At 60.3% G+C, this 22748-nt stretch carries 23 protein-coding genes and 1 pseudogene; 10 read left to right on the forward strand and 14 right to left on the reverse strand.

Features of this window, described 5'->3' with window-relative positions:
- Together DBR18_RS28715 and aceK are read right to left on the reverse strand one after the other, a co-directional pair.
- The coding region (locus DBR18_RS28715; protein WP_256588534.1) for a helicase-related protein at positions 1–1161 on the reverse strand (1161 nt) is incomplete at its 3' end.
- Between the two features lie 170 nt (positions 1162–1331).
- Complete coding sequence (gene aceK / locus DBR18_RS04450) at positions 1332–3053, reverse strand: bifunctional isocitrate dehydrogenase kinase/phosphatase (RefSeq protein ID WP_108589402.1); 1722 nt, start codon at positions 3051–3053, stop codon at positions 1332–1334.
- A 216-nt stretch (positions 3054–3269) separates the two neighbouring features.
- Here aceK and DBR18_RS04455 point away from each other — a divergent pair, with 216 nt between their 5' ends.
- Positions 3270–4178 carry a DMT family transporter gene (locus tag DBR18_RS04455; RefSeq protein WP_108589403.1) on the forward strand — a complete coding sequence of 303 codons (909 nt, stop codon included), beginning with the start codon at positions 3270–3272 and terminating at the stop codon, positions 4176–4178.
- 137 nt (positions 4179–4315) lie between these two features.
- Here DBR18_RS04455 and DBR18_RS04460 read toward each other — a convergent pair whose 3' ends face one another.
- Positions 4316–5179 carry a DMT family transporter gene (locus tag DBR18_RS04460; RefSeq protein ID WP_108589404.1) on the reverse strand — a complete coding sequence of 288 codons (864 nt, stop codon included), beginning with the start codon at positions 5177–5179 and terminating at the stop codon, positions 4316–4318.
- Positions 5180–5734: 555 nt separating this feature from the next.
- Here DBR18_RS04460 and DBR18_RS04465 point away from each other — a divergent pair.
- Together DBR18_RS04465 and DBR18_RS04470 are read left to right on the forward strand one after the other, a co-directional pair.
- Positions 5735–6157, forward strand: coding sequence for a hypothetical protein (locus DBR18_RS04465; protein ID WP_371921067.1), 423 nt, complete (start codon positions 5735–5737; stop codon positions 6155–6157).
- A 35-nt stretch (positions 6158–6192) separates the two neighbouring features.
- The gene (locus DBR18_RS04470; protein ID WP_256588535.1) at positions 6193–6351 is read left to right on the forward strand and encodes a hypothetical protein; all 159 of its coding nucleotides are present in this window, start codon (positions 6193–6195) and stop codon (positions 6349–6351) included.
- A 56-nt stretch (positions 6352–6407) separates the two neighbouring features.
- Here the strand turns inward: DBR18_RS04470 and DBR18_RS04475 are convergent, their stop codons facing one another.
- Both DBR18_RS04475 and cysK read right to left on the reverse strand, forming a co-directional pair.
- The gene (locus DBR18_RS04475) at positions 6408–7346 is read right to left on the reverse strand and encodes an aspartyl/asparaginyl beta-hydroxylase domain-containing protein (RefSeq protein WP_108589407.1); all 939 of its coding nucleotides are present in this window, start codon (positions 7344–7346) and stop codon (positions 6408–6410) included.
- A gap of 184 nt (positions 7347–7530) precedes the next feature.
- On the reverse strand, positions 7531–8505 hold the full coding sequence (cysK, locus tag DBR18_RS04480) for a cysteine synthase A (protein ID WP_108589408.1): 975 nt from the start codon (positions 8503–8505) through the stop codon (positions 7531–7533).
- Positions 8506–8632: 127 nt separating this feature from the next.
- On the opposite strand from cysK, the gene DBR18_RS04485 reads away from it, so the two are divergent.
- Positions 8633–9709, forward strand: a complete 1077-nt coding sequence (locus DBR18_RS04485; protein ID WP_108589409.1) for a DUF748 domain-containing protein — start codon at positions 8633–8635, stop codon at positions 9707–9709.
- Here the strand turns inward: DBR18_RS04485 and DBR18_RS04490 are convergent.
- Positions 9690–9962: a DUF2442 domain-containing protein gene (locus DBR18_RS04490; protein ID WP_256588536.1), complete on the reverse strand. Its 273-nt coding sequence runs from the start codon at positions 9960–9962 to the stop codon at positions 9690–9692. The genes DBR18_RS04485 and DBR18_RS04490 overlap by 20 nt on opposite strands.
- Positions 9963–10252: 290 nt before the next feature.
- Here DBR18_RS04490 and DBR18_RS04495 point away from each other — a divergent pair, with 290 nt between their 5' ends.
- Positions 10253–11098 carry a MoxR family ATPase gene (locus tag DBR18_RS04495; RefSeq protein WP_108589410.1) on the forward strand — a complete coding sequence of 282 codons (846 nt, stop codon included), beginning with the start codon at positions 10253–10255 and terminating at the stop codon, positions 11096–11098.
- Positions 11099–11110: 12 nt separating this feature from the next.
- Positions 11111–12289, forward strand: a complete 1179-nt coding sequence (locus DBR18_RS04500; protein WP_007969609.1) for a VWA domain-containing protein — start codon at positions 11111–11113, stop codon at positions 12287–12289.
- An 87-nt stretch (positions 12290–12376) separates the two neighbouring features.
- Here the strand turns inward: DBR18_RS04500 and DBR18_RS04505 are convergent, their stop codons facing one another.
- The 4 genes from DBR18_RS04505 to DBR18_RS04520 form a co-directional block, all read right to left on the reverse strand.
- Entirely contained in the window at positions 12377–13294 is a 918-nt protein-coding gene (locus tag DBR18_RS04505) for a biotin-dependent carboxyltransferase family protein (protein WP_108589411.1), read from the reverse strand.
- A complete protein-coding gene (locus tag DBR18_RS04510) occupies positions 13291–13995 on the reverse strand; it encodes an allophanate hydrolase subunit 1 (protein ID WP_108589412.1) in 705 nt (234 codons plus the stop codon). The genes DBR18_RS04505 and DBR18_RS04510 overlap by 4 nt, the downstream gene beginning before the upstream one ends.
- Positions 13992–14744 carry a 5-oxoprolinase subunit PxpA gene (locus DBR18_RS04515; RefSeq protein WP_108589413.1) on the reverse strand — a complete coding sequence of 251 codons (753 nt, stop codon included), beginning with the start codon at positions 14742–14744 and terminating at the stop codon, positions 13992–13994. The genes DBR18_RS04510 and DBR18_RS04515 overlap by 4 nt, the downstream gene beginning before the upstream one ends.
- Before the next feature lie 63 nt (positions 14745–14807).
- The gene (locus tag DBR18_RS04520) at positions 14808–16094 is read right to left on the reverse strand and encodes an MFS transporter (RefSeq protein ID WP_007969604.1); all 1287 of its coding nucleotides are present in this window, start codon (positions 16092–16094) and stop codon (positions 14808–14810) included.
- 158 nt (positions 16095–16252) lie between these two features.
- On the opposite strand from DBR18_RS04520, the gene DBR18_RS04525 reads away from it, so the two are divergent.
- Entirely contained in the window at positions 16253–17167 is a 915-nt protein-coding gene (locus DBR18_RS04525; protein WP_108589414.1) for a LysR family transcriptional regulator, read from the forward strand.
- 95 nt (positions 17168–17262) lie between these two features.
- On the opposite strand, the gene DBR18_RS04530 is transcribed toward DBR18_RS04525, so the two are convergent.
- Genes DBR18_RS04530 through DBR18_RS04540 form a run of 3 tightly spaced genes read right to left on the reverse strand, consistent with a single transcriptional unit; the run spans position 17263 to position 19110 of the window.
- Positions 17263–17805, reverse strand: coding sequence for a DUF2937 family protein (locus tag DBR18_RS04530; RefSeq protein ID WP_064586452.1), 543 nt, complete (start codon positions 17803–17805; stop codon positions 17263–17265).
- A 14-nt stretch (positions 17806–17819) separates the two neighbouring features.
- A complete protein-coding gene (locus DBR18_RS04535; RefSeq protein WP_108589415.1) occupies positions 17820–18596 on the reverse strand; it encodes a class II glutamine amidotransferase in 777 nt (258 codons plus the stop codon).
- A 16-nt stretch (positions 18597–18612) separates the two neighbouring features.
- Positions 18613–19110 carry a hypothetical protein gene (locus DBR18_RS04540; protein WP_064586450.1) on the reverse strand — a complete coding sequence of 166 codons (498 nt, stop codon included), beginning with the start codon at positions 19108–19110 and terminating at the stop codon, positions 18613–18615.
- A 226-nt stretch (positions 19111–19336) separates the two neighbouring features.
- Between DBR18_RS04540 and DBR18_RS04550 the strand changes: the two genes are divergently transcribed.
- Together DBR18_RS04550 and DBR18_RS04555 are read left to right on the forward strand one after the other, a co-directional pair.
- Complete coding sequence (locus DBR18_RS04550) at positions 19337–21391, forward strand: S9 family peptidase (protein ID WP_108589417.1); 2055 nt, start codon at positions 19337–19339, stop codon at positions 21389–21391.
- A gap of 199 nt (positions 21392–21590) precedes the next feature.
- Positions 21591–22064: a cyclic nucleotide-binding domain-containing protein gene (locus DBR18_RS04555; RefSeq protein WP_108589418.1), complete on the forward strand. Its 474-nt coding sequence runs from the start codon at positions 21591–21593 to the stop codon at positions 22062–22064.
- Here the strand turns inward: DBR18_RS04555 and DBR18_RS04560 are convergent.
- Positions 22061–22345: a hypothetical protein gene (locus DBR18_RS04560; protein ID WP_108589419.1), complete on the reverse strand. Its 285-nt coding sequence runs from the start codon at positions 22343–22345 to the stop codon at positions 22061–22063. The genes DBR18_RS04555 and DBR18_RS04560 overlap by 4 nt on opposite strands.
- A 141-nt stretch (positions 22346–22486) precedes the next feature.
- On the opposite strand from DBR18_RS04560, the pseudogene DBR18_RS28720 reads away from it, so the two are divergent.
- Positions 22487–22748, forward strand: a pseudogene (locus DBR18_RS28720) (hypothetical protein); the annotation flags it as partial.

Genomic DNA, 22748 nt, shown 5'->3' on the forward strand with positions numbered 1-22748 from the left:
AACCTTGGCCCGGTAGCTGTAGCGACTGATGCGCGCGGTGCCGCTGTCGATCACGTAACGGATGCCCGGCACGGTCAGCGAGGTTTCGGCAACGTTGGTCGCCAGCACCACGCGCCGCCCAGGGTGCGACTGGAAAATCCGCTGCTGCTCGGCCGGCGACAGGCGCGCGTACAGCGGCAGGATTTCGGTGTGTTTGAGCTGGGCCTTGCGCAGCATGTCGGCAGCATCGCGAATCTCGCGCTCGCCGGGCAGGAACACCAGCACATCGCCCGGACTGCGGCGTTCGCTGCGCTCATAGGCGGCGATTTCGTCGAGGGTGGCGAGGATCGCCTGGTCAACGGTCAGATCGTCCTCGACGCGGTTGCCCTCTTCGTCCTGCTCCAGCGTCAGCGGGCGATACCAGATGTCCACCGGGAAGGTACGGCCGGACACCTCGACAATCGGCGCATCGTCGAAATGTTTGGAGAAACGCTCCAGATCGATGGTCGCCGAGGTGATGATGACTTTCAGATCCGGGCGACGCGGCAGCAGGGTTTTCAGGTAACCGAGCAGAAAATCGATGTTCAGGCTGCGTTCGTGCGCTTCGTCGACGATGATCGTGTCGTAGCGTTCCAGATAACGGTCGTTCTGGGTTTCCGCCAGCAAAATACCGTCGGTCATCAGTTTGATCAGGGTGTTGGCATCACTCTGGTCTTCGAAACGCACCTGGTAGCCGACCAGAGAGCCCAGCGGTGTACCGAGTTCTTCGGCGACCCGGCTGGCAACGCTACGCGCAGCGATCCGGCGCGGCTGAGTGTGGCCGATCAAGCCATGCTGGCCGCGACCGATTTCCAGGCAGATTTTCGGCAACTGGGTGGTTTTACCCGAGCCGGTTTCGCCGGCGATGATCAGCACCTGATGTTTCTCCAGCGCTGCCTTGATTTCATCGCGCTTGGCGGCAATCGGCAGGCTGTCGTCGTAACGAATCACCGGCAGGCTGGCACGGCGCGCCAGCACCTGATCGCAGGACGCCTGCATGCGCGCCACCCACTGGGCCAGTTTGGCCTCGTCGGGCTTCTTGCGCAGCTCAAGCAACTGCCGCCGCAGCCGGTGACGGTCGGCGAGCATGGCGTGATCGAGGTTTTTCAGCAGTTTGTCGATGGAGGGCGATTCGTCGGTCATCGGGTACGCAATTCGGTCGTCTGTTTATGCAGGGGGCCGATTGTCGCAGATTTGCCCTCGATTGACCTGCTTCCCCTGTAGGAGCTGCCGCAGGCTGCGATCTTTTGATGTTGTTTTTTGAAAAGCAAAGTCAAAAGATCGCAGCCTTCGGCAGCTCCTACAGGGGGGAGTTATTCGTTGTCGAGGCCTTTGCGGCGGTAGGGGAAGACGTCGATGACTTTGCCGGCGCGGATCGCCTCCTGCAGGCCCTTCCAGTAATCGGCGTTGTACAGCTCGCCATGCAGTTGATCGAACAGTTTGCGCTGCCCGGCATCGGCGAACAGGAACGGCGGAAACTCTTCGGGGAACACATCCAGCGGCCCGATCGAGTACCACGGCTCGGAGGCCATTTCGTCCTCGGGCGTACGCGGCGCGGGGATGTGGCGGAAGTTGGCTTCGGTCAGGAAGCAGATCTCGTCGTAGTCGTAGAACACCACCCGCCCGTGCCGGGTGACGCCGAAGTTCTTCAACAGCATGTCGCCGGGGAAGATGTTGGCCGCCGCCAGTTGCTTGATCGCCAGGCCGTAATCCTCCAGCGCTTCGCGCACCTGGGCTTCGTTGGCGTTGTCCAGATAAAGGTTGAGCGGGGTCATGCGGCGCTCGGTCCAGCAGTGGCGGATCAGCACCGTGTCGCCTTCGACCGAGACCGTGGACGGCGCGACTTCCAGCAACTCTTCAAGACACGCCGGATCGAACTTGCTCAGGGGAAAGCGGAAATCGGCGAACTCCTGGGTATCGGCCATGCGTCCGACCCGGTCGACACTTTTCACCAGACGGTATTTTTCGATCACCGTCGCGCGGTCGACGTTTTTCGACGGCGAGAAACGGTCCTTGATGATCTTGAACACGGTATTGAAGCCCGGCAGGGTAAACACGCTCATGACCATGCCGCGCACGCCGGGGGCCATGATGAACTGGTCGTCGGTGTTGGCCAGGTGATTGATCAGCGCACGGTAGAACTCGGATTTGCCGTGCTTGTAGAAACCGATCGAGGTGTACAGCTCGGCGATGTGCTTGCCCGGCAGGATGCGCCGCAGGAAGCCGATGAACTCCGCCGGCACCGGCACATCGACCATGAAATACGAACGGGTGAAAGAGAAAATGATCGACACGTCGGCCTCGTCGGTGATCAGCGCGTCGATCTGAATTCCGCGGCCTTCGCGGTGCAGCAATGGAATCACCAACGGCCACTGCTCGTCGCGGGTGTAGATGCGCCCGACCAGATAGGCGCCCTTGTTGCGGTACAACACCGAAGAAAACAGCTCGACGCTCAGCTCCGGGTCCTTGCACACCCAGTCCGGCAGGTTCTCGCGCAGTTGCGCTTCGAGGCGCTGCAGGTCGCCGGGCAGATCGGCGTAATCCTCGCTGAAGCGGTAGTCGGCAAAGATGCTCGCGAGCATCGATGACAACTGCCCCTGGGGCTTGTAGGTGCGGGTTTGCGCAGCACGGGCGCGGCGCAGGCTCGGCCGGGTGGTGTGGATGAACATGCAGCCGTCGCTGATCAGGTCGTGGCTGAACAGCCCGCAGAAGATCGAGTTGTACCAGGTCTCGGACAACTCATCGTCGAAGCGCAGGTCGATCACGCTGATGTAGGCGCTTTTCACCAACGGCCAGCAACTGACATTCATCAGCGTCTCATCGTCGAAATATTCGCGCAGACGGGTGATGGTCTCGCCGACCTTTTCCTCGTAGAGGTTGATCCGCGCCGCCGACGCGGTCTGCGTCTCCTGCCAGCGCGCCTGCTCGAAGCGCTCGCGCGCACCGTCGGTGATCCGCCGGAAATGCTCGCGGTAATCGTCAAAACCATCGAGGATCATGCGGGCGATGTCGGTGGCTGGCCATTGCTGCGGCATAGATGAGACCTCGGCGTGCAAGTGGAAATCTGTGCCTGAGCTTAGCCACTGATGCCCGTGCAGGAAAAGTGCAATTTCTGCCAAAAGCCGAGCGCAGCCGTCCTTCGTTGTTTTTTGCCGGACACAGCGGCGTGTGCAATTAAATGCCCGATTAGCGGTTGCCATCCTCAGGGCGCTCGGCAACACTCTCGTCCCGATCAAGGAAGGAGTGCCATCGTGAGCGCTGTCGATATTTTCCGCATGTTGTCGCTGGCAGCCATCTGGGGCGCGAGTTTTCTGTTCATGCGCATCATTGCGCCGGTGATCGGTACGATTCCGACCGCGTTCTTTCGGGTGTCGATTGCAGCCGTGGGCTTGCTGGTGATTCTCGGGCTGATGCGTATCAGTTGGGATTTCAAGGGCAAACTGAAAACCGTGATGCTGCTGGGCGTGATCAACTCGGGGATCCCGGCGACGCTGTATTCGGTGGCGGCGCAGGTGTTGCCGGCGGGTTACTCGGCGATCTTCAACGCCACCACGCCGCTGATGGGCGTGTTGATCGGCGGGTTGTTTTTCAGTGAAAAACTCACTGTCGCGAAGCTGACGGGTGTGTTTCTGGGCCTGTTCGGTGTCGGCGTGTTGACGCGTGCAGGGCCGGTGGCCTTCGATCTGGAACTGCTGCTGGGCGCCCTCGCCTGCCTGCTCGCCACCACCTGCTATGGTTTCGCCGGATTTCTCACCCGTCGCTGGCTGGATCACAGCGGTGGGCTCGACAGTCGCCTTTCGGCGGTGGGCAGCATGCTCGGTGCCTCACTGTTTCTCTTGCCGTTGTTCGGCTACAGCGTGATCACCGCGCCACCGGCAAGCTGGGGCGGCTGGAATGTCTGGCTGTCGCTGCTGGGCCTGGGCCTGGGTTGCACGGCATTCGCCTACATCATCTATTTCCGCCTGCTCAGCTCCATCGGCCCGGTCAAATCGATGACCGTGACCTTCATGATTCCGGCGTTCGGCGTGTTGTGGGGCGCGGTGCTGCTGGATGAGCCGTTGTCGATGGCGCACCTGTATGGCGGGGTGTTGATTGCGCTGGCGTTGTGGCTGGTGTTGAAGCCTGCGGTGGTGAAACCTGCTGCAGCAACAGTCCGCTGATTTTGCGGCGTTAACAAGTCAGTCTTCGCGAGCAAGCCCGCTCCCACCTTTGGAATGAGTTCCTCCTGTGGGAGCGGGCTTGCTCGCGAAGAGGCCGCCCCAGACACCATAAATGCCTGGGTCAGCCTGGTGGGTTTTCAAGCAAATTTACGGAACACAAACACCAGCCCCACAATGATCAACAGCATCCCCAGCACGCTCAACGCCGCCAGACGATTGCCGAAAATCAGATAATCCATCACTGCCGTCACCGCCGGCACCAGATAGAACAGACTGGTGACGTTGACCAGATTGCCCCGGGCGATCAAGCGATACAGCAACAGCGTCGCCAGCACCGACACCACCAGCCCCATCCACAACACCGGCACGATGAAACCTGCGCTGTGTTCAAAGTGGAACGGCTGAAACGGCACGAACGTCGCGCACAACAGCAGCCCGGCCAGGTACTGCACCGGCAGCGTGCCCAGGGGATTGTCGGTGATGCGTTTCTGCATGATCGAACCCAGGGTCATGCTCGCCAGCGCGAGCAGGCCGAACAGCATGCCCGCCCAGGACATCCCGGCCAAGCCGATCCCCTGGTAAACCACCATGATCAGCCCGGCCAGCCCCAGCGCCAGGCCGAACATCCGACTCGCCGAGCGCTGGCGCTCCATCAACACCACGGTGAGGATCGGCTGCACGCCCATGATGGTCGCCATTACCCCCGGCGTGACTTTGGTGTTGAGCGCCAGCAGATAGAAAATCTGATAAGCCCCCAACAAAACCACTCCGGTGGCAATCGCAAACAACATCGGCCTGCCACCCTTGGGCAACTTCAACTTGAGCAGCGGCGCCAACAGCAGCAACCCAAACAGCGCGATCACAAAACGAATCAGCAGAAAGGCAAAGGGCGACGCGTGGGCCAGCCCCCATTTGGAGAAAATCGCCCCGCTGCTCCACAGCAGAACGAACAGGCTCGTGGACGTCGCCGCGAGCGCGGACTTTTTCGAAAGGACAAACATGAATACCACCTGTAGTCAGGCAAATAGCCAACTCAGCCGTAGCTGAAATTCAGTAGTTGATCTGGCGGGCGCGGGGGTCAGCAGAGAATGCCGATCAGCCCGAAACGCCAACGCCCGGCGGTGATACGACTGCGCACACCGGCGTGCTACTGACAGGTGGAGGGTAATGACTGATCTGCCCGGGCTGCTGATTCCCGCACGGCACGACGCCAGCGTTGACCGCTGAATCGACTACCGCGTTGATGAGGAATGCAGGCATTGGGACTGATCTTTTTTGAAGGGTTTGAAACGTGAATCAGCTGATTCACGAGCGCCGACTATAACCAGCGCGGGACATGGATTGCAATGATTTGGACAAAGGGCCAGCAGGGACAGCGCGATGCCGGGCGCATAGGCTGATGAGCAACGGCCACGCCCATTGATGGGGAGACAGGGAATGCTCGGGATCACATGCCAAGGGAACGGACGAATTTGCGGTATCAGTTGTACAAGTCGCAGGCCAGGAAACAGGCAAGCATCGCTAAAGCTCTATTACAGCTTCCAGCAGGGCAAGACTTGTCGAAAGTACGCTTCGAACCCATTGATGCCATAGCACTGAGCGCGTTCGAGCTTTGGGAGAATCCACTTTTTTGCTGGCGAGAGGTTGCCGCATGGAAGTCACGAGAACCCCTGTCTCTGGATATCGCGATCTGGTTTGAAGAACAGCTTTGCGGACTGTGTTTCGTCAATCCGAACAAAAGCCGCCAACGTATTCGAATCGTCCGATTGGAAGGGCGACCCGGGGATTCTCACCCGCTGAAAAATCGTATCGGGACCTTGGCGATGATGGTTATCGATGAGTTCGCCCAAATAATCGGTAGCAACTTCATAGAAGTCCAGGAGCCGATGCAAGGAGCAATTCCTGTCTATACAAAGCTCGGCTTCAAATTTGATTTGGAAGGTCGTCTTGTCCTCGCAGTGGAGAGTAACGTATGGTGAAAACAGCTCAAGTAATGATCAATGAGGGAGGGAACATGCGCAAATCAGTCAAGAAATCCCCCACCAGGAAAAGATCAACCAAAACGGAAGGAACGATTGTCTCCTCCAATCTATCTGCCAATCAGCAGCGTTTTCTGCAACTACTGATTACAGGCATAGAAGACGAACCCAACGTTCTCGCTGGACGCCGCTGACTCAGACAATAAAAAACCGCTCACAAAGAGCGGTTTTTTTATTTCAACATCCAGCCTCAACCAAACAGCCAATACCCCAGCAATGTCAGCACCACCACCGCCAGCACCGGGCGCAGGACGCGGTAGGCCTTGGGATTGCGGCGTTTCCACTGTTTGACCACGCCGCTGAACCGGTCGCTGAAGTTCTTGCTCCAGGCGTACGCCTGGTTGATGCCGCCGACACGTTCGTCATCAAGGTTCTGCGGCGCGGTGGCGCGTCCCAGCCAGGCGCTGATGGCGCGGTTGATGCGGGTCATCAGGCGGTTGCTCAATGGGCGTTCGACGTCGCAGAACAGGATGACGCGGGTCTGTTCGGTTTCGTTCTTGACCCAGTGCACGTAGGTCTCGTCGAACATCACGTCCTCACCGTCGCGCCAGGCGTAGACCTGGCCGTCGACGAAGATCCGGCAGTCGTCGGAGTTCGGCGTCGACAGGCCCAGGTGATAACGCAGCGAGCCGGCAAACGGGTCACGGTGCGGGTTCAAGTGGCTGCCACCCGGCAACAGCGCGAACATCGCGCCCTTGACGTTAGGGATCGCACTGACCAGTGCCACGGTTTTCGGGCACAGGGTTTCGGCCGACGGCAACGGTTTGTCGTACCACTTGAGGTAGAAACGCTTCCAGCCCTTCTTGAAGAACGAGCCGAAACCGGCGTCATTGTTCTTTTCGGCGGCGCGGATGTAGCCCTCGTCGAACAGGTGCATGGCCTCGTCGCGAATGGTTTCCCAGTTATCGAGCAGCACATCCAGCTCGGGAAACTTGCTGCGATCCAGATACGGTTTGGACGGCACGCCGGAGAACAGGTACATCAGCGCGTTGTACGGAGCGAACAGCGCCGAGTGGTTGACGAACTGACGCAGGACCGGCAGACGCGCCTTGCCGCGCAAATGCACATAGAGGATGCTGCCCACAAACAGCAGCAACACCAACACCTTGGCGGCTAACGAAAAGGTCATCAACGACTCCTTGAATAAAGACAACGCTGCGCAAGGCCCTTTACTCGGCATGGCAGCCGGCCATGATAAACACTACCGGCCTCGGGAAAAACCCGCCCGATCCAAGATTCAGTGTTAAGAATTGCGCAACAAAGCATTTATTAGCATAACGATCCTGAACCCTGGCTGATCTGAATCAATGGGCTTACTGCTGATTCTCCTGTTCGGTGAACAGATCACTGAACAACATGCTCGACAGATAGCGTTCACCGGAGTCCGGCAAAATCACCACAATGGTCTTGCCCTGCATCTCCGGAGTCTCTGCCAAGCGCACCGCTACGGCCATGGCCGCGCCGCACGAGATACCGCACAAGATCCCTTCTTCCTGCATCAGGCGCAACGCCATGGCCTTGGATTCGTCATCGGTGACCTGTTCCACCCGATCGACCATCGACAAATCGAGGTTCTTTGGCACGAAACCGGCGCCAATCCCCTGAATCTTGTGCGGACTTGGCTTGATCTCCTCTCCCGCCAGCGCCTGACTGATCACCGGCGAAGACACCGGTTCCACCGCCACCGACAGGATCGGTTTGCCCTGGGTGTTCTTGATATAGCGCGACACGCCGGTGATGGTGCCACCCGTCCCGACGCCGGCCACCAGCACATCCACCGCACCATCGGTATCGTTCCAGATTTCCGGACCGGTGGTTTTTTCATGAATCGCCGGGTTGGCAGGATTGTCGAACTGCGACGGCATGAAGTATTTGTCGGCGTCGCTGGCAACAATTTCGTCGGCCTTCTCGATCGCGCCTTTCATGCCCTTGGCCGGTTCGGTCAGAACCAGTTCCGCGCCCAGTGCTTTCAAGACTTTGCGCCGTTCGATGCTCATCGAAGCCGGCATGGTCAGCATCAATTTGTAACCACGGGCCGCCGCAACGAAAGCCAGACCAATGCCGGTATTGCCGGAGGTCGGCTCGACGATGGTCATGCCCGGTTTGAGTTTGCCGCTGCTTTCGGCGTCCCAGATCATGTTCGCGCCGATCCGGCACTTGACCGAATAACCAGGGTTGCGCCCCTCGATCTTGGCCAGGATGGTCACACCGCGTGGCGCGATGCGGTTGATCTGCACCAGCGGCGTGTTGCCGATGGAATGGGCGTTGTCAGCGAAAATACGGCTCATGGCTGGGTCCTTATGCAGCATTGAATTCAGCGTTCCAAGGTATGCCTGTTGCCTGGCGCAGTCCAGTCGGGTCGAACGTCTGCGCCGCGTAACAGTCAATCGCTTACATCGTTCGGGAATTGACACCATGAAGCGTCGCTACAGTTGGCCACTAGGGATCTTCGCCATCGTCGTTGTATTGCTGATCGCCCTGCACATCGCCCTGCCCTACATGGTGCGCGACTATCTGAACGGCAAACTGGCGGACATGGGCGATTACCGGGGCCAGATCACCGACGTCGATCTGGCCTTGTGGCGCGGCGCCTACAAGATCAACGGGCTGAAAATCGTCAAGGTCGACGGCAAGGTGCCGGTGCCGTTCGTCAACGCGCCCGTGATCGATCTGGCGGTCAGTTGGCACTCGCTGTGGTACGACCATGCCGTGGTGGCACAGGTGCAGTTCTTCAATCCCGAGATCAACTTTGTCGATGGCGGGGCCAACAAGCAGAATTCCCAGACCGGTAAAGGCACCGACTGGCGGGCGCAACTGGGCAAGTTGCTGCCGATCACCCTGGACGAAGTGCAGATTCACGACGGCAAGATCAGTTTCCGCAATTTCAACTCCAAGCCGCCGGTCAACATGAACGCCACCAACGTCGAAGCCAGCATCTACAACCTGACCAACGTGGTCGATAAACAGGGCAAACGCGACGCCCGTTTCGAAGGCAAGGCCAGACTGCTCGGCCACGCACCGCTGGAAACCACGGCCACTTTCGATCCGCTGAGCAACTTCGAGGACTTCCAGTTCCGCCTGCGCGCCCGCGACATCGAACTCAAGAGCATGAACGACTTCGCCTCGGCCTACGGCAAGTTCGACTTCAACGCCGGCCACGGCGACGTGGTCATCGAGGCCCAGGCGAAAAAAGCCCAGGTCACGGGATACATCAAGCCACTGTTGCGCGATGTCGAAGTGTTCAACTGGCAGCAGGACGTGGAGAACAAGGACAAGAGCATCTTCCGCTCAGTCTGGGAGGCCATCGTCGGCGGCACGGAAACCGTGCTGAAGAATCAGGCGAAAAACCAGTTCGCCACCAAGGTCGAGCTCAGTGGCAACGTGCATCAGCAAAACATCAGCGCGTTCGAAGCCTTTTTGCAGATTTTGCGCAATGGCTTCATTCAGGCCTTTAATGCGCGGTATGAAAGACCTAAGCCGGATGCGGGCTAGAGCGCTGCGCCAGCATTTCCAAATAGAGTGTATCAGCGCCGATCTGAATATCCGGTTCAGGCCATTCCACACTCCAGCCGTGATCGCCCAGGATTACAGAGGCGAATATCTCAGGATCCAGCAACGGCTGGAGCGTTGGAGCGTCTTGAAGATCTTGACTCAAATCGACCACCCATCGCTGATCATCGATAAAGGTCAGTTCCAGACAAAAATCAGACCAGACACGAACCGCCGACAGGCGGGGGCGTTTCATCCGTAACATCAGCGCAAGTCCTCCATCAGATGATGGGGCTGCTTCGCAGCCCAGCGGGAGCAAGCTCCCTCGCCACAGATTTAGTGGGCATCCTGGAGGCTATCTTAAATGGGCAAGGCCTGAATGCTGGCCATCAGCCGAAACTGAGTCAACATGTGACGCCCCATTCAGAGACTGAATAAGCCGTCTGCGTTCACAGTCGACCGGGCTGCGCGTTATAGTCGGGGCATCCGATTTTTTGCCCCCGGCCCTGCCCTTGCAGGTCGGCGTTACCGTTCGAGGATTAGCAGATGAAGTTCGAAGGCACCCAGGCCTACGTCGCCACCGATGACCTGAAGCTGGCGGTCAATGCCGCCATCACCCTGGAGCGGCCGCTGCTGGTCAAGGGCGAACCGGGCACCGGCAAGACCATGCTCGCCGAGCAACTGGCCGAATCGTTCGGCGCCAAGCTGATCACCTGGCACATCAAGTCCACCACCAAGGCCCATCAGGGTCTGTACGAGTACGATGCGGTCAGCCGTCTGCGCGACTCGCAACTGGGCAACGAAAAAGTCCACGACGTGCGCAACTACTTGAAGAAGGGCAAGTTGTGGGAGGCGTTCGAGTCCGAAGAACGCGTCATTCTGCTGATCGACGAAATCGACAAGGCTGACATCGAGTTCCCCAACGACCTGCTGCAAGAACTCGACAAGATGGAGTTCTACGTTTACGAGATCGACGAGACCATCAAGGCCAAAAAACGCCCGATCATCATCATTACCTCCAACAACGAGAAAGAGCTGCCGGACGCCTTCCTGCGCCGCTGCTTCTTCCATTACATCGCTTTCCCCGACCGCATCACCCTGCAGAAAATCGTCGACGTGCACTACCCGGACATCAAGAAAGACCTGGTCAGCGAAGCGCTGGACGTGTTCTTCGACGTGCGCAAGGTGCCGGGCCTGAAGAAGAAGCCGTCGACCTCGGAACTGGTGGACTGGCTGAAGCTGCTGATGGCCGACAACATCGGCGAAGCGGTGCTGCGCGAGCGCGATCCGACCAAGGCCATTCCGCCATTGGCCGGTGCGTTGGTAAAGAACGAGCAGGACGTGCAGTTGCTTGAGCGCCTGGCGTTCATGAGCCGTCGCGGTTCTCGCTAAGAGGCTGATGCCATGTTGCTCAACCTGTTCAATGAAATGCGTGCAGCCAAGGTGCCGGTCTCGGTGCGCGAGCTGCTCGACCTGATCAACGCGCTGAAACAACGCGTTACCTTCGCCGACATGGACGAGTTCTATTACTTGTCGCGGGCGATTCTGGTCAAGGACGAACGGCATTTCGACAAATTCGACCGTGCGTTCGGCGCCTACTTCAATGGCCTGGAAAAACTCGACGATCACTTGCAGGCGCTGATTCCCGAAGACTGGCTGCGCAAGGAGTTCGAGCGTTCGCTGACCGATGAGGAACGCGCGCAGATTCAGTCCCTCGGCGGTCTCGACAAGCTGATCGAAGAGTTCAAGAAGCGTCTGGAAGAACAGAAGGAGCGCCACGCTGGCGGCAACAAATGGATCGGCACCGGCGGTACCAGTCCGTTCGGCTCCGGCGGCTTCAACCCGGAAGGCATTCGGGTCGGCGATGCCGGCAAGCGTCAGGGCAAAGCGGTCAAGGTCTGGGATCAGCGCGAGTACAAGAACCTCGACGATTCGGTGGAGCTGGGCACGCGCAACATCAAGGTCGCCCTGCGGCGTCTGCGCAAATTCGCCCGGCAAGGTGCGGCGGAAGAGCTGGACATCGACGGCACCATTGACCACACCGCCAAGGACGCCGGCCTGCTGAACATCCAGATGCGTCCGGAGCGGCGCAACACGGTCAAGCTGTTGCTGCTGTTCGACATCGGCGGCTCGATGGATGCGCACGTGAAGATCTGCGAGGAGCTGTTCTCGGCCTGCAAGACCGAGTTCAAGCATCTGGAATATTTCTATTTCCACAACTTCATTTATGAGTCGGTGTGGAAGAACAACCTGCGCCGCACGTCCGAGCGTTTCTCGACCCAGGATTTGCTGCACAAGTACGGCGCCGACTACAAAGTGATCTTCATCGGTGACGCCGCCATGGCGCCCTACGAAATCACCCAGGCCGGCGGCAGCGTCGAGCACTGGAACGAAGAGCCGGGTTACCTGTGGATGCAGCGGTTCATGGAGAAGTACAAGAAGCTCATCTGGATCAATCCGTATCCGAAGGACACGTGGGGCTATACCTCGTCGACCAATATCGTGCGCGATTTGATCGAGGATCAGATGTATCCGCTGACCCTGCGCGGGTTGGAAGAAGGGATGCGCTTCCTGTCCAAATAAAAGCAAAAGATCGCAGCCTGCGGCAGCTCCTACAGGGGAATTCGCGTTTCCCTGTAGGAGCTGCCGCAGGCTGCGATCTTTTGATCTTCAACCAAAGCGCTGCAAATACTCGACATGCTCGCGGTGCGCCACTTCCTGCACCACCGGCCGCAACCGCACCTGCGCCCCCGGCAGGCACTGCGCCAGCCGCGCCAGCGCCAATGGCGTCAACGCTCCCAACCGTGGATACCCGCCAATGGTCTGTCGATCATTGAGCAACACGATCGGCTGCCCGTCCGGCGGCACCTGCACCGCTCCAAGCGGTATTCCTTCGGAAATCATCGGCTGCCCCTGATATTGCAACGCCTTGCCCAACAACCGAATGCCCATGCGATCTGCGCGACTGTCGAGCGTCCAAGGGCTGTTGAATACATCAAACAGACTCTGCCCGCTGAACTGGCCGACCTGTGCGCCGAGCACCAGATCCAGCGGCGTATCCAGCCGTAAATCAGGTCGATGCGCCAGCGGCACTTCACGCACCTGCAGAACCGCACCGCGATAACTCAACGTCGCGCCCTTGGTCAGCGGCAACCCCATGCCATCCAGCCCGCCGAGCTCTTCGCGCACCACCGTGGCACTGCTGCCCAGCACCTGCGGCGCGTCGAAACCACCGGGGGCCGCCAGATAAGCCCGGGCGCCGAGCAACGGTTGGGTGAACTGCAATGTTTGCCCCTTGCCCAGTTTGAAACTGCGCCACGGCGCCAGCGGCTGACCATCGATCTGCGCACCGAGATCCGCCCCGGCCAGCCCCAGCGTGCAATCTTCCTGCGCCACCACGGCAAACCCGCCGAGGGTGATTTCGATCACCGGCAGATCCAGCGCATTGCCGAGCAACCAATTGCTCCAACTCATCGAACTCCAGTCCGCGGCACCGCCCTGGGTCACGCCCAAATGGCGCACGCCGAAGCGCCCGGCGTCCTGCAACAGGCACAGCGGCGTGCTGGCTTCAATCGTCAGTCGGCTCATGTCAGCGCCTCCAGTGGCGTGTCATCGCCGCCCAGGTTGATGAACTCGGCGTGGCTCACCGCTTCGAAGCGCACGGTGTCGCCGGGCTGCATCAGGCTATAGCCGTCGCGATGACGGTCGAACAGTTTCGCCGGGGTGCGACCGATCAGGTTCCAACCTCCGGGGGATACCACCGGATAGGCGGCGGTCTGCCGTTCGGCGATCCCGACGCTGCCGGCCGCGACTTTCTTGCGTGGGGTGTCCAGACGGGGCGCTGCCAGCACGTCCTCCACCAGCCCCATGAAGGCGAACCCCGGCGCAAAGCCGAGGGCAAACACCTGGTATTCGCGAGCACTGTGGCGGCGGATCACCTCCTCCACCGCCAACCCGCTGCGCTGCGCCAACAAGCTCAGTTCGGGGCCGACACTCAGGTCGTACCAGACCGGCAGCACATGGCACTGGCCGCCGGTGCGCACATTGGGCGACAGGTCGATCAACGCTTCAGCGATCAATTCACGCGCCTGGCCCGGATTCAATAATGTCAGGTCGTAATGCACCATCAACGTGGTGTAGGACGGCACCAGATCGATCAACTGTGCACCGAACACCGCGCGCAAACGCTCACTGGCGGCGAGCATCCACGGCATGTTGGTTTCGGCGATTTCATCGAACAGACGCAGCATCAGGCAGTCCAGGGCCACCACTTCAATCCGTGGGTTCATGGCGCGCTCTGCTGACTCAGGGCCTCACGGATGCGCTGCACGGCGGCCACCGAACTGGCGTTGTCGCCATGCACGCACAAGGTGTTGGCCTGCAATTGCAATGCGCTGCCGTCGCTGGCGACGAGGTCGCCGCCACGGGCGATGGTCAGGGCTTGTTCGATGATTTTTTCTGGCTCGTGATGCACCGCGCCTGGCAATTGCCGCGAGACTAGTCGACCTGCGCTGTCGTAGGCGCGGTCGGCGAAGGCTTCGAACCACAGGGTCACGCCATATTCGTCACCGAGCTGTTGCGCCGCCGAGTTGTCGCGGGTGGCCATGAGCATCAGCGGCAAGCTGCGATCGTAAGCCGCCACGGCCTGAATCACCGTCCGCAACTGTGCCGGGTTGGCCATCATGTCGTTGTACATCGCGCCATGGGGTTTGACGTAGCTGACCCGCCCGCCCTGCGCCTTGCAGATGCCGTCGAGGGCGCCAATCTGGTAATGCAGGATGTCTTGCAGTTCTTGCGCGGAATACGCCATGGAACGCCGGCCGAAACCTACCAGATCCTGATACGCAGGATGCGCACCGATCTGTACGCCGTGGCTCAGGGCCAGGCTGACGGTTTTGCGCATGATGCCTGGGTCGCCGGCGTGGAACCCGCAGGCAATGTTGGCGCAATCGATGAAGGGCATGACCTCGGCGTCCAGACCCATGGTCCAGCTGCCGAAACTCTCGCCGATGTCGCAATTCAATAGCAGGCGGCTCACGGTGAACACTCCTGTAGCTTCTGGTCTTTTTATCTGTAGGACGCTTGCCCGGCAGGTTATCAGTTACTGCGCATCCAGTTGCTTGCCACGGGTCTCCGGCAGGCTCAACGCCGCAAGAATCACCACACCGTAGGACACCGCAGCAAACGCGCCGATCCCGACGCTCAATGGCACCTTCTGGCTGAGCAGGCCGATCAGCAGCGGAAACAGAGCCGCCAGCGCCCGGCCGATGTTGTAGCAGAAGCCCTGCCCCGAACCACGAATCCGCGTTGGAAACAGCTCGGTGAGAAACGCACCCATGCCGCTGAAAATCCCCGAGGCGAAAAAGCCCAGCGGAAAGCCCAGCCACAGCATCACGCCGTTGCTCACCGGCATCTGCGTGTACAGCAGAACGATGGTGAACGAGCCGACCGCAAACAGGATGAAGTTCTTTTTACGTCCGAGCAGATCAGTGAGATAAGCGCTGATCACATAGCCGACGTAGGAGCCGACGATCACCATCGCCAGATACCCGCCGGTGCCGAGCACGCTCAAACCGCGTTCGTTCTTGAGGAAGGTCGGCAGCCACGAAGTGATCGCGTAGTAACCGCCGAGCGCACCGGTAGTCAATAGCGACGCACGAAACGTGGTGAACAGCATGCCGGGGGCGAAGATCTCGTAGAACTTCGCTGGATTCTGCGGAGTTTGCGCCGCCTTGGCTTCGCGATAGATCTCCGGGTCTTTCACCAGACGCCGCACGAAGATCACGAAAATCGCCGGGACGATGCCGAGAATGAACAGCGCACGCCACGCATCTTCCGGCGGCAGCACCGAGAACAAAAGTGCATACAGAATCGCCGTCAGCCCCCAGCCCAAGGCCCAACCGCTCTGCACCATGCCTACCGCTTTGCCGCGATCCTTGGCGCGGATCACTTCACCGATCAGCACCGCGCCGGCGGTCCACTCGCCGCCGAATCCGAAGCCCATCAGGGTGCGGGCGATCAGCAGCTGTTCATAGTTCTGAGCGAAACCGCAGAGGAAGGTGAAGAAGGCGAACCACAGCACCGTCAGTTGCAGGGTGCGCACGCGGCCGATGCGGTCGGAAAGAATCCCCGCGACCCAGCCGCCGATGGCCGAGGCGATCAGGGTGCTGGTGTGAATCAGCCCGGCCTGCCCGGTGGTGATGCCCCACATGGCGATCAGGGTCGGCACCACGAAGCTGAGCATCTGCGTGTCCATGCCGTCCAGGCCATAGCCGATCTTGCAGCTCCAGAAGGTACGACGCTCTTGCTGATTGATGTTGCGATACCAGTCGAACGGGCCGGGGCGGGCCGTGCTCTTGGGGAGGTCGAGGGTGTCGGGCGCACGCATGGCAAGTCTCCGCAGGCTTTTATTGGTCTTGTTCGAAGTTCCGACGACGCCTATCGTGGGAACCGGATGCGCCGATTTTTCGTCGCCCGGCCCTGCTGCGTCCAACGAATAAAAACCCGCCTTAGGCATAAGAAAAATTTGTCACCCGAGCCGTTGCCATGAACCTGAAGTTTCTCGAGACCTTTGTCTGGGTCGCCCGGCTGAAGAGTTTTCGCCTGACCGCCGACAAGCTGTTCACCACCCAGGCGTCGATTTCCAGCCGCATCGCGGTGCTCGAAGGCGAGCTGGGGGTGAAGCTGTTTCTGCGCGATTCACGCGGCGTCAGCCTGACGCCCGAAGGCCTGAAAGTGCTGGATTACGCCGAGCAGATGCTCGATACGATGTCGGCGTTGAAGCAATCGATCGAGACCCGTTCAAGCAAGGTCGGCCGGGTGCGAATCGGCGTGATGGACACGGTGATCCACACCTGGCTCAGCCCGTTGGTGGCGCAGATGACCGATCTGTATCCACGGGTGGAAATCGAGCTGGTGGCGGATACCTCGCTGAACCTCTGCGATCAGCTGCAAAAAGGCTTTCTCGACATCGTTCTGCAAACTGATCTGGTGCGCCACGAAAGCGTGCGCAGCCTGGCACTGGCCAGCCATCCGCTGGGCTGGATCGTTGCGAGCAATTCGATCTACAACCGCGACTACGCCGACCTCGGCGAACTGGCGCAGGAACGGATCATCACCTACTCGAAAAACTCCCGACCGCATCAGGACCTGCTCGCATTGATGCAGGCCAACGGTGTGTTGGCGCCGCGCCTGAACTGCGTGAATTCGGTGTCGGCGATTACCCGGCTGTTGCGTGATGGATTCGGTATTGGCGTGCTGCCGCCGGTGCTGGTGGCTGAAGAGCTGGCGCGGGGTGAGCTGACCTTGCTCGATATCGATCAGCGACCGCCGGATTTGCAGGTGGTGGTGTCGTGGCGGGTGGGCGTTGAGTGGGTCGAGGAGATGGTGACGTTGTGTCAGCAGGTGCTGGAGGGGTATGCGCGCAAGGTCGGTGAAAAGTACATTGTCTTGAGTAGCTGAAAAGCAAAAGATCGCAGCCTTCGGCAGCTCCTGCACAGGAATATGCGTTTCCCTGTAGGAGCTGCCGCAGGCTGCGATCTTTTGCTCTTGACCTTTTACAACCCGCGCACGTCGCGGTCTTCTATCGGCCGGCTCTGGCGCAACCGCCGGCCGCCGAGCACCACCCAGTCAATCAGACGAATCAGACACTCGATGCCGAACGACAGCAGCAACGCGCCACTCATGCCCCAGATCATCGCTTCCGGGGTCAGCAGGATCTGGTAGCTGTAGCCGTTCCAGGTTTCCTTGCGGATGTCCGGGTCGGCGGCCAGCACCACTTGCAGAAAGCGGATGTACCACGGGCCCTGCATCGCCTGGAACTGTTTATCCAGGGCTATCTGGCGGTTGAGCAAGGTGCTCAGGCTGTCGGCATCGCTGCGGAATACCGGGTCGTCACTGGCGCGGTAATGCGCGACCAGCGCCTGCAAGTCGCCCTTGAAGAACTGCTCGGCGGTGCCCTGAAAACCGCGCAGACCGGTCTGCGCTTCGATCAGATGGGCTTCGACGCGTTTGGCGTAATCGTTGATGAACCCCGGCACCTGGACACCGATCAACAGGCCCGCCGCAAACAACACCAGCCGTAGATAACTGAGCAACATCGAGGAGAGATCCTTTATTCGGTCGTGCCCTGGCTGACGCATTCGCCGCGTCGCCACAGGCTCCATTGGCCCGGTTGGTAACGGGTCCAGGTTTCGTTTTCGGTCAAAGGCTCGGTGGCGATCACCGTGACCACGTCGTTGGGCGTGGTTTCCGCCTGGAAATCGACGATCACATCGACATCCTTGAGCCGCGCCGGGCCGAACGGTGCGCGCCGGGTGATTTGTGCCAGTTTGGTCGAGCAATAGCAGAACAGCCAGTCGCCGTCGCTGAGCAGGCAGTTGAACACACCTTTGCTGCGGTATTCGGCACACGCGGCGACCAGGTCCGGCAGCAGCACTTCTATATCGACCGGTTCCGGGAAGGCTGCACGCACGCGGTTGAGCAGATCGCAAAACGCCGCTTCGCTGTCGGTGTCGCCCACCGGGCGGTAGAAACTCTTGATCGGGGTGAAATCGGTGAGCTGGCCGTTGTGCGCGAAACACCAGTTGCGCCCCCACAGTTCGCGGACGAACGGGTGGGTGTTGGAAAGGCAGACCTTGCCGACGTTGGCCTGGCGGATGTGGCCGATGACCACTTCGCTCTTGATCGGATAGCGCTGCACCAGGTTGGCGACTTCCGATTCGCTGCTGGCGGCCGGGTCCTGAAACAGGCGCAAGCCACGACCTTCATAGAAGGCGATGCCCCAGCCGTCGCGGTGCGGGCCGGTTCGCCCGCCGCGCTGCATCAGGCCGGTGAAGCTGAACACGATATCGGTCGGCACGTTGGCACTCATGCCCAGTAGTTCACACATGTGCTGACTCTCGTGATTACAGACGCGGCTCGACGCGCATGCGCTGCGGATTGTTCGGCACCGGCGGGCGACCGTAACGGTCATCACCGGCAGCGCCGAACGGCTGATCGTCGTCGCGATCATCGGCACGCGCCGCAGCCTTGGCGGCTTCGGCCTGCTCGCGACGGGCGCGGGAGGCGCGTTCGATCGGGAAGCGGATCAAGACGAAGATCAGGTAGATGCCGAACGCAATCATGCCGTACATGAACAGGTCGGAAATCGCCCGCCAGGCGTTGTTGCCGACCTTGAAGGCCAGGTCCAGCGCGGTAATGGCGATCGACGGTGCGACCTTGGCTTTCACCGGGTCAATGATGGTCGGGCTGAACAGCAACACCGCCATCAGCACCCGCAGCGGCTCGCGCAGCCAGCGCCACATCCAGCGGGTCAGGCGCATCCATACCAACAGGCAGCCCACAGCGGCAAAGGCGTAGAGGCCCCAGGCGATCAGATAGTCGTTCTCGGTCATGGTGTCCATGGCAAGGCAGGCAAAGAGGCGCTTATAGTAACGACTTTTCGCCTGTCAGGCTTGTCCCAATAGACACACGACCTGTAGGAGTGAGCCTGCTCGCGATGGCGTCAGCCCATTCAACATTGAGGTTGTCTGGTAATCCGTCATCGCGAGCAGGCTCACTCCTACAGGGAAAGCGGCAGTCTCAAGACTTGCGACCACTCTATTCCCGTACATTGTCCGAGAGCCTTCCATGCCCGAATCCGCCCACGTCACCCGCGCCCCGATCGCCCACAAGGCTGCCGGTGCCGACCCGTATGCCTGGCTGCAGGAACGCGACACCGACGCGGTGCTCGACTACCTCAAGGCTGAAAACGCCTATCAGGAAGCACAGACCGCCGATCAGGCCGCCCTGCGCGAAAGCCTGTTCGAAGAGATCAAGGGCCGGATCCTCGAAACCGACCTGTCCCTGCCCTCACCATGGGGGCCGTACCTGTATTACACGCGCACCACCGCTGGCGACGAATACGCTCGGCATTACCGCTGCCCGCGTCCGGCCGACGACAGCCTGACCCTCGATGAAAGCCGCGAGCAACTGCTTCTCGACCCCAACGTGCTGGCCAACGGCGGCTTCTTCTCCCTCGGCGCGTTCAGCATCAGCCCGGATCACCAGCGTCTGGCCTATAGCGTCGATGCGTCTGGCGACGAGATCTACACGCTGTTCGTCAAGGAACTGGCCAATGACAAGGTCAGTGAACTGGAATTCCAGGACTGCGACGGCAGCATGACCTGGGCCAACGACAGCCTGACCCTGTTCTTCGGCGTGCTCGACGACACCCATCGCCCACACAAACTGTTTCGCTATCGCCTCGACGGCACCGCTGCCGAAGAGGTGTTCCACGAACCGGACGGGCGTTTCTTCCTGCATTGCTACCGTTCCAGTTCCGAGCAGCAATTGCTGCTGACCCTGGGCAGCAAGACCACCAGCGAAGTCTGGGCACTGGACGCCCATCAGCCGCACCTGCCCTTCACTTGCATGGCGCCACGGGTCGAGGATCACGAATACGATGTTGACCACGGCGCGCTGGATGGCGTGTGGACCTGGTTTATCCGCACCAATCGCGACGGCATCAACTTCGCCCTGTATCAGGCTGCGGACACCGGTGTCGTGCCCAGCGAAGCCGACTGGCAGCAACTGGTCCCGCACAGCGACACGGTGATGCTCGACGGCGTGACGCTGAACGCCGAGGCCATGACCCTGAGCCTGCGCGAAGGCGGCTTGCCGGTCATCGAAGTTCACCCACAGGGCCAGACGCCGTATCGCGTGCAACTGCCGGATGCGACCTACAGCCTTTATGTGCAAAACAGTCTGGAGTTCGAGAGCGACCGCATCCGTCTGCGTTACGAGGCGTTGAACCGTCCTGCTCAGGTACGCCAGTTGATCCTCGCGAGCGGCGAGCAAACCGTCCTGAAAGAAACCCCGGTGCTCGGCCCGTTCGATGCCGACGCCTACGTCAGCCAACGCCTGTGGGCCACGGCGCCGGACGGTACGCAAGTGCCGATCAGCCTGGTGATGAAACGCGAGATGGTCGGCAAACCGGTGCCGCTGTATCTGTACGGTTATGGCGCCTACGGCTCCAGCCTTGATCCGTGGTTCTCCCACGCGCGTTTGAGCCTGCTGGATCGCGGCATGGCCTTCGCCATCGCCCACGTGCGTGGCGGCGGTGAGCTGGGCGAAGCGTGGTATCGCGCCGGCAAGCAGGACCACAAGCACAACACCTTCAGCGATTTCATTGCCTGCGCCGAACTCCTGATCCTCAACGGCATCACCACCGCCGAGAAACTGGCGATCAGCGGCGGCAGCGCTGGCGGCTTGTTGATCGGCGCGGTGCTCAATCAGCGCCCGGACCTGTTCGGCGTGGCGATTGCCGAAGTGCCGTTTGTCGACGTACTCAACACCATGCTCGACCCGGACTTGCCGTTGACCGTCACCGAGTACGACGAGTGGGGCAACCCCGAAGAACCGGACGTCTATGAGCGAATCAAGGCTTACGCGCCGTACGAAAACGTCACCGCGCAGAATTATCCGGCAACCCTGGTGATCGCCGGCTACAACGACAGCCGCGTGCAGTACTGGGAAGCGGCCAAGTGGGTGGCGAAACTGCGCGCGACCAAAACCGACGACAACCTGCTGCTGCTCAAGACCGAACTCGGTGCCGGGCACGGCGGAATGAGCGGGCGCTATCAGGGATTACGTGACGTAGCGCTCGAATATGCATTTGTGTTCAAGGTTTTGGGCCTGGCCTGAGGAACTCTGTCGGTCACTTGGGTCTTAATTCCAGACCCAAGAGGCCGATACACCACAGATCCCTGTAGGAGCTGCCGAAGGCTGCGATCTTTTGATCTTGATTTTTTGAAAGACAAGATCAAAAGATCGCAGCCTTCGGCAGCTCCTACAGTGGACGGTGTAAGCCTGGAATCAGTGAAAACAAAAAGACCGCAATGACATGTCAGAACCCACCCTGCTGAACAACGAAATTCGCGACTGGCTGATGGACTGTGGCCTGTTCGATCAATTGCAACTGGCGGACTTCGCTGCGGCCTCGGGCTACTTCAGCATCAGCACCGTGGCTGAAGGCGAGGCGATTTTCCGTGAGGGCGATGCCGGCAGTTTCATGTGCATCCTCCACACCGGTCAGGTCGCGGTGCAGAAGACTGGCCCCGACGGCCAGATCATCACCATGGCCACCCTGCGCAGCGGTCGGGCGTTCGGGGAAATGGCCGTGCTCGACGGCGAACGACGCTCAGCCACCTGCATCGCGGCGAGCAACTGCCAACTGCTCAACCTGGGCAAGGACTCGCTGGAAAAGATGCTCAACGACGCGCCGAAAATCGCTGCGAAGATCATCCGCGCCCTCGCCGTCTCTCTCTCCAAACGCCTGCGCATGGCCGACGGCCAACTGGCGGCGCAACAGGTTTAACCGCCGGGGGATTTGGCCTTGCTGCCGCCCGGTTCGATGCCTGGCACCGGTTGATCCTTGCTCGGCGGGCTGGGCATTTCGATCGGCACCAGTGGTGGGCTGCCACTGCCGGCACCGGCCTTCGGTGCGCTGATGGGAGTGATTTGCGGATACGGCGTCGGCGTGGCGGTTCCCGGCGAGCCGGGTTGCGGCGTCGGGCTGACCGGAATGGTCTGCTGCGCCTGCACTGCAGTAATCGAGAGCGCGGCCAGGGCAATGACCGTTAGAATGGTGCGCTTCATCAAGGGCTCCGTTTGGCCTTTAGTCTGCGCTCAGGCTACTCCCAACGGGCCTGCTTGCCTTCCCCCCTTGTAGAGATTTCCATGAAACGTTTCGTTCTGCTCGACACCACGCCGATCCCTGACAACGGCGGCGCCCTGTGCCTGTTCGAGTATGGCGAGGATTTCGTCATCAAGATCCAGGGCGGCGACGGCGGGCAACTGATGAACACGCGCATGCACGGTTCGGAAGATGCACTGGCCGAGATCCCTTGCCGCAAAGTCGCCGGACGGCCGGATTCACGGGTGCTGATCGGCGGTCTGGGCATGGGCTTCACCCTCGCCTCGGCGCTCAAGCATCTGGGCAAGAGCGCCGAAGTGGTGGTCGCCGAACTGGTGCCCGGCGTGGTCGAGTGGAATCGCGGGC

The sequence above is a fragment of the Pseudomonas sp. HMWF021 genome (genome assembly GCF_003061005.1).
GTDB lineage: Bacteria > Pseudomonadota > Gammaproteobacteria > Pseudomonadales > Pseudomonadaceae > Aquipseudomonas.

Excerpts from the sequence above, each read along its gene's own strand:
- DBR18_RS04560 (WP_108589419.1), bottom strand. The coding sequence starts at position 22,345 with ATGAAGCGCACCATTCTAACGGTCATTGCCCTGGCCGCGCTCTCGATT.
- DBR18_RS04535 (WP_108589415.1), bottom strand. The coding sequence starts at position 18,596 with ATGTGTGAACTACTGGGCATGAGTGCCAACGTGCCGACCGATATCGTG.
- DBR18_RS04510 (WP_108589412.1), bottom strand. The coding sequence starts at position 13,995 with ATGAACCCACGGATTGAAGTGGTGGCCCTGGACTGCCTGATGCTGCGT.
- cysK (WP_108589408.1), bottom strand. The coding sequence starts at position 8,505 with ATGAGCCGTATTTTCGCTGACAACGCCCATTCCATCGGCAACACGCCG.
- DBR18_RS04525 (WP_108589414.1), top strand. The coding sequence starts at position 16,253 with ATGAACCTGAAGTTTCTCGAGACCTTTGTCTGGGTCGCCCGGCTGAAG.
- DBR18_RS04475 (WP_108589407.1), bottom strand. The coding sequence starts at position 7,346 with ATGACCTTTTCGTTAGCCGCCAAGGTGTTGGTGTTGCTGCTGTTTGTG.
- DBR18_RS04495 (WP_108589410.1), top strand. The coding sequence starts at position 10,253 with ATGAAGTTCGAAGGCACCCAGGCCTACGTCGCCACCGATGACCTGAAG.
- DBR18_RS04505 (WP_108589411.1), bottom strand. The coding sequence starts at position 13,294 with ATGAGCCGACTGACGATTGAAGCCAGCACGCCGCTGTGCCTGTTGCAG.
- DBR18_RS04500 (WP_007969609.1), top strand. The coding sequence starts at position 11,111 with ATGTTGCTCAACCTGTTCAATGAAATGCGTGCAGCCAAGGTGCCGGTC.
- DBR18_RS04520 (WP_007969604.1), bottom strand. The coding sequence starts at position 16,094 with ATGCGTGCGCCCGACACCCTCGACCTCCCCAAGAGCACGGCCCGCCCC.
- DBR18_RS04550 (WP_108589417.1), top strand. The coding sequence starts at position 19,337 with ATGCCCGAATCCGCCCACGTCACCCGCGCCCCGATCGCCCACAAGGCT.
- DBR18_RS04540 (WP_064586450.1), bottom strand. The coding sequence starts at position 19,110 with ATGGACACCATGACCGAGAACGACTATCTGATCGCCTGGGGCCTCTAC.
- DBR18_RS04490 (WP_256588536.1), bottom strand. The coding sequence starts at position 9,962 with ATGAAACGCCCCCGCCTGTCGGCGGTTCGTGTCTGGTCTGATTTTTGT.
- DBR18_RS04555 (WP_108589418.1), top strand. The coding sequence starts at position 21,591 with ATGTCAGAACCCACCCTGCTGAACAACGAAATTCGCGACTGGCTGATG.
- DBR18_RS04530 (WP_064586452.1), bottom strand. The coding sequence starts at position 17,805 with ATGTTGCTCAGTTATCTACGGCTGGTGTTGTTTGCGGCGGGCCTGTTG.
- DBR18_RS04470 (WP_256588535.1), top strand. The coding sequence starts at position 6,193 with ATGCGCAAATCAGTCAAGAAATCCCCCACCAGGAAAAGATCAACCAAA.
- DBR18_RS04460 (WP_108589404.1), bottom strand. The coding sequence starts at position 5,179 with ATGTTTGTCCTTTCGAAAAAGTCCGCGCTCGCGGCGACGTCCACGAGC.
- DBR18_RS04485 (WP_108589409.1), top strand. The coding sequence starts at position 8,633 with ATGAAGCGTCGCTACAGTTGGCCACTAGGGATCTTCGCCATCGTCGTT.
- aceK (WP_108589402.1), bottom strand. The coding sequence starts at position 3,053 with ATGCCGCAGCAATGGCCAGCCACCGACATCGCCCGCATGATCCTCGAT.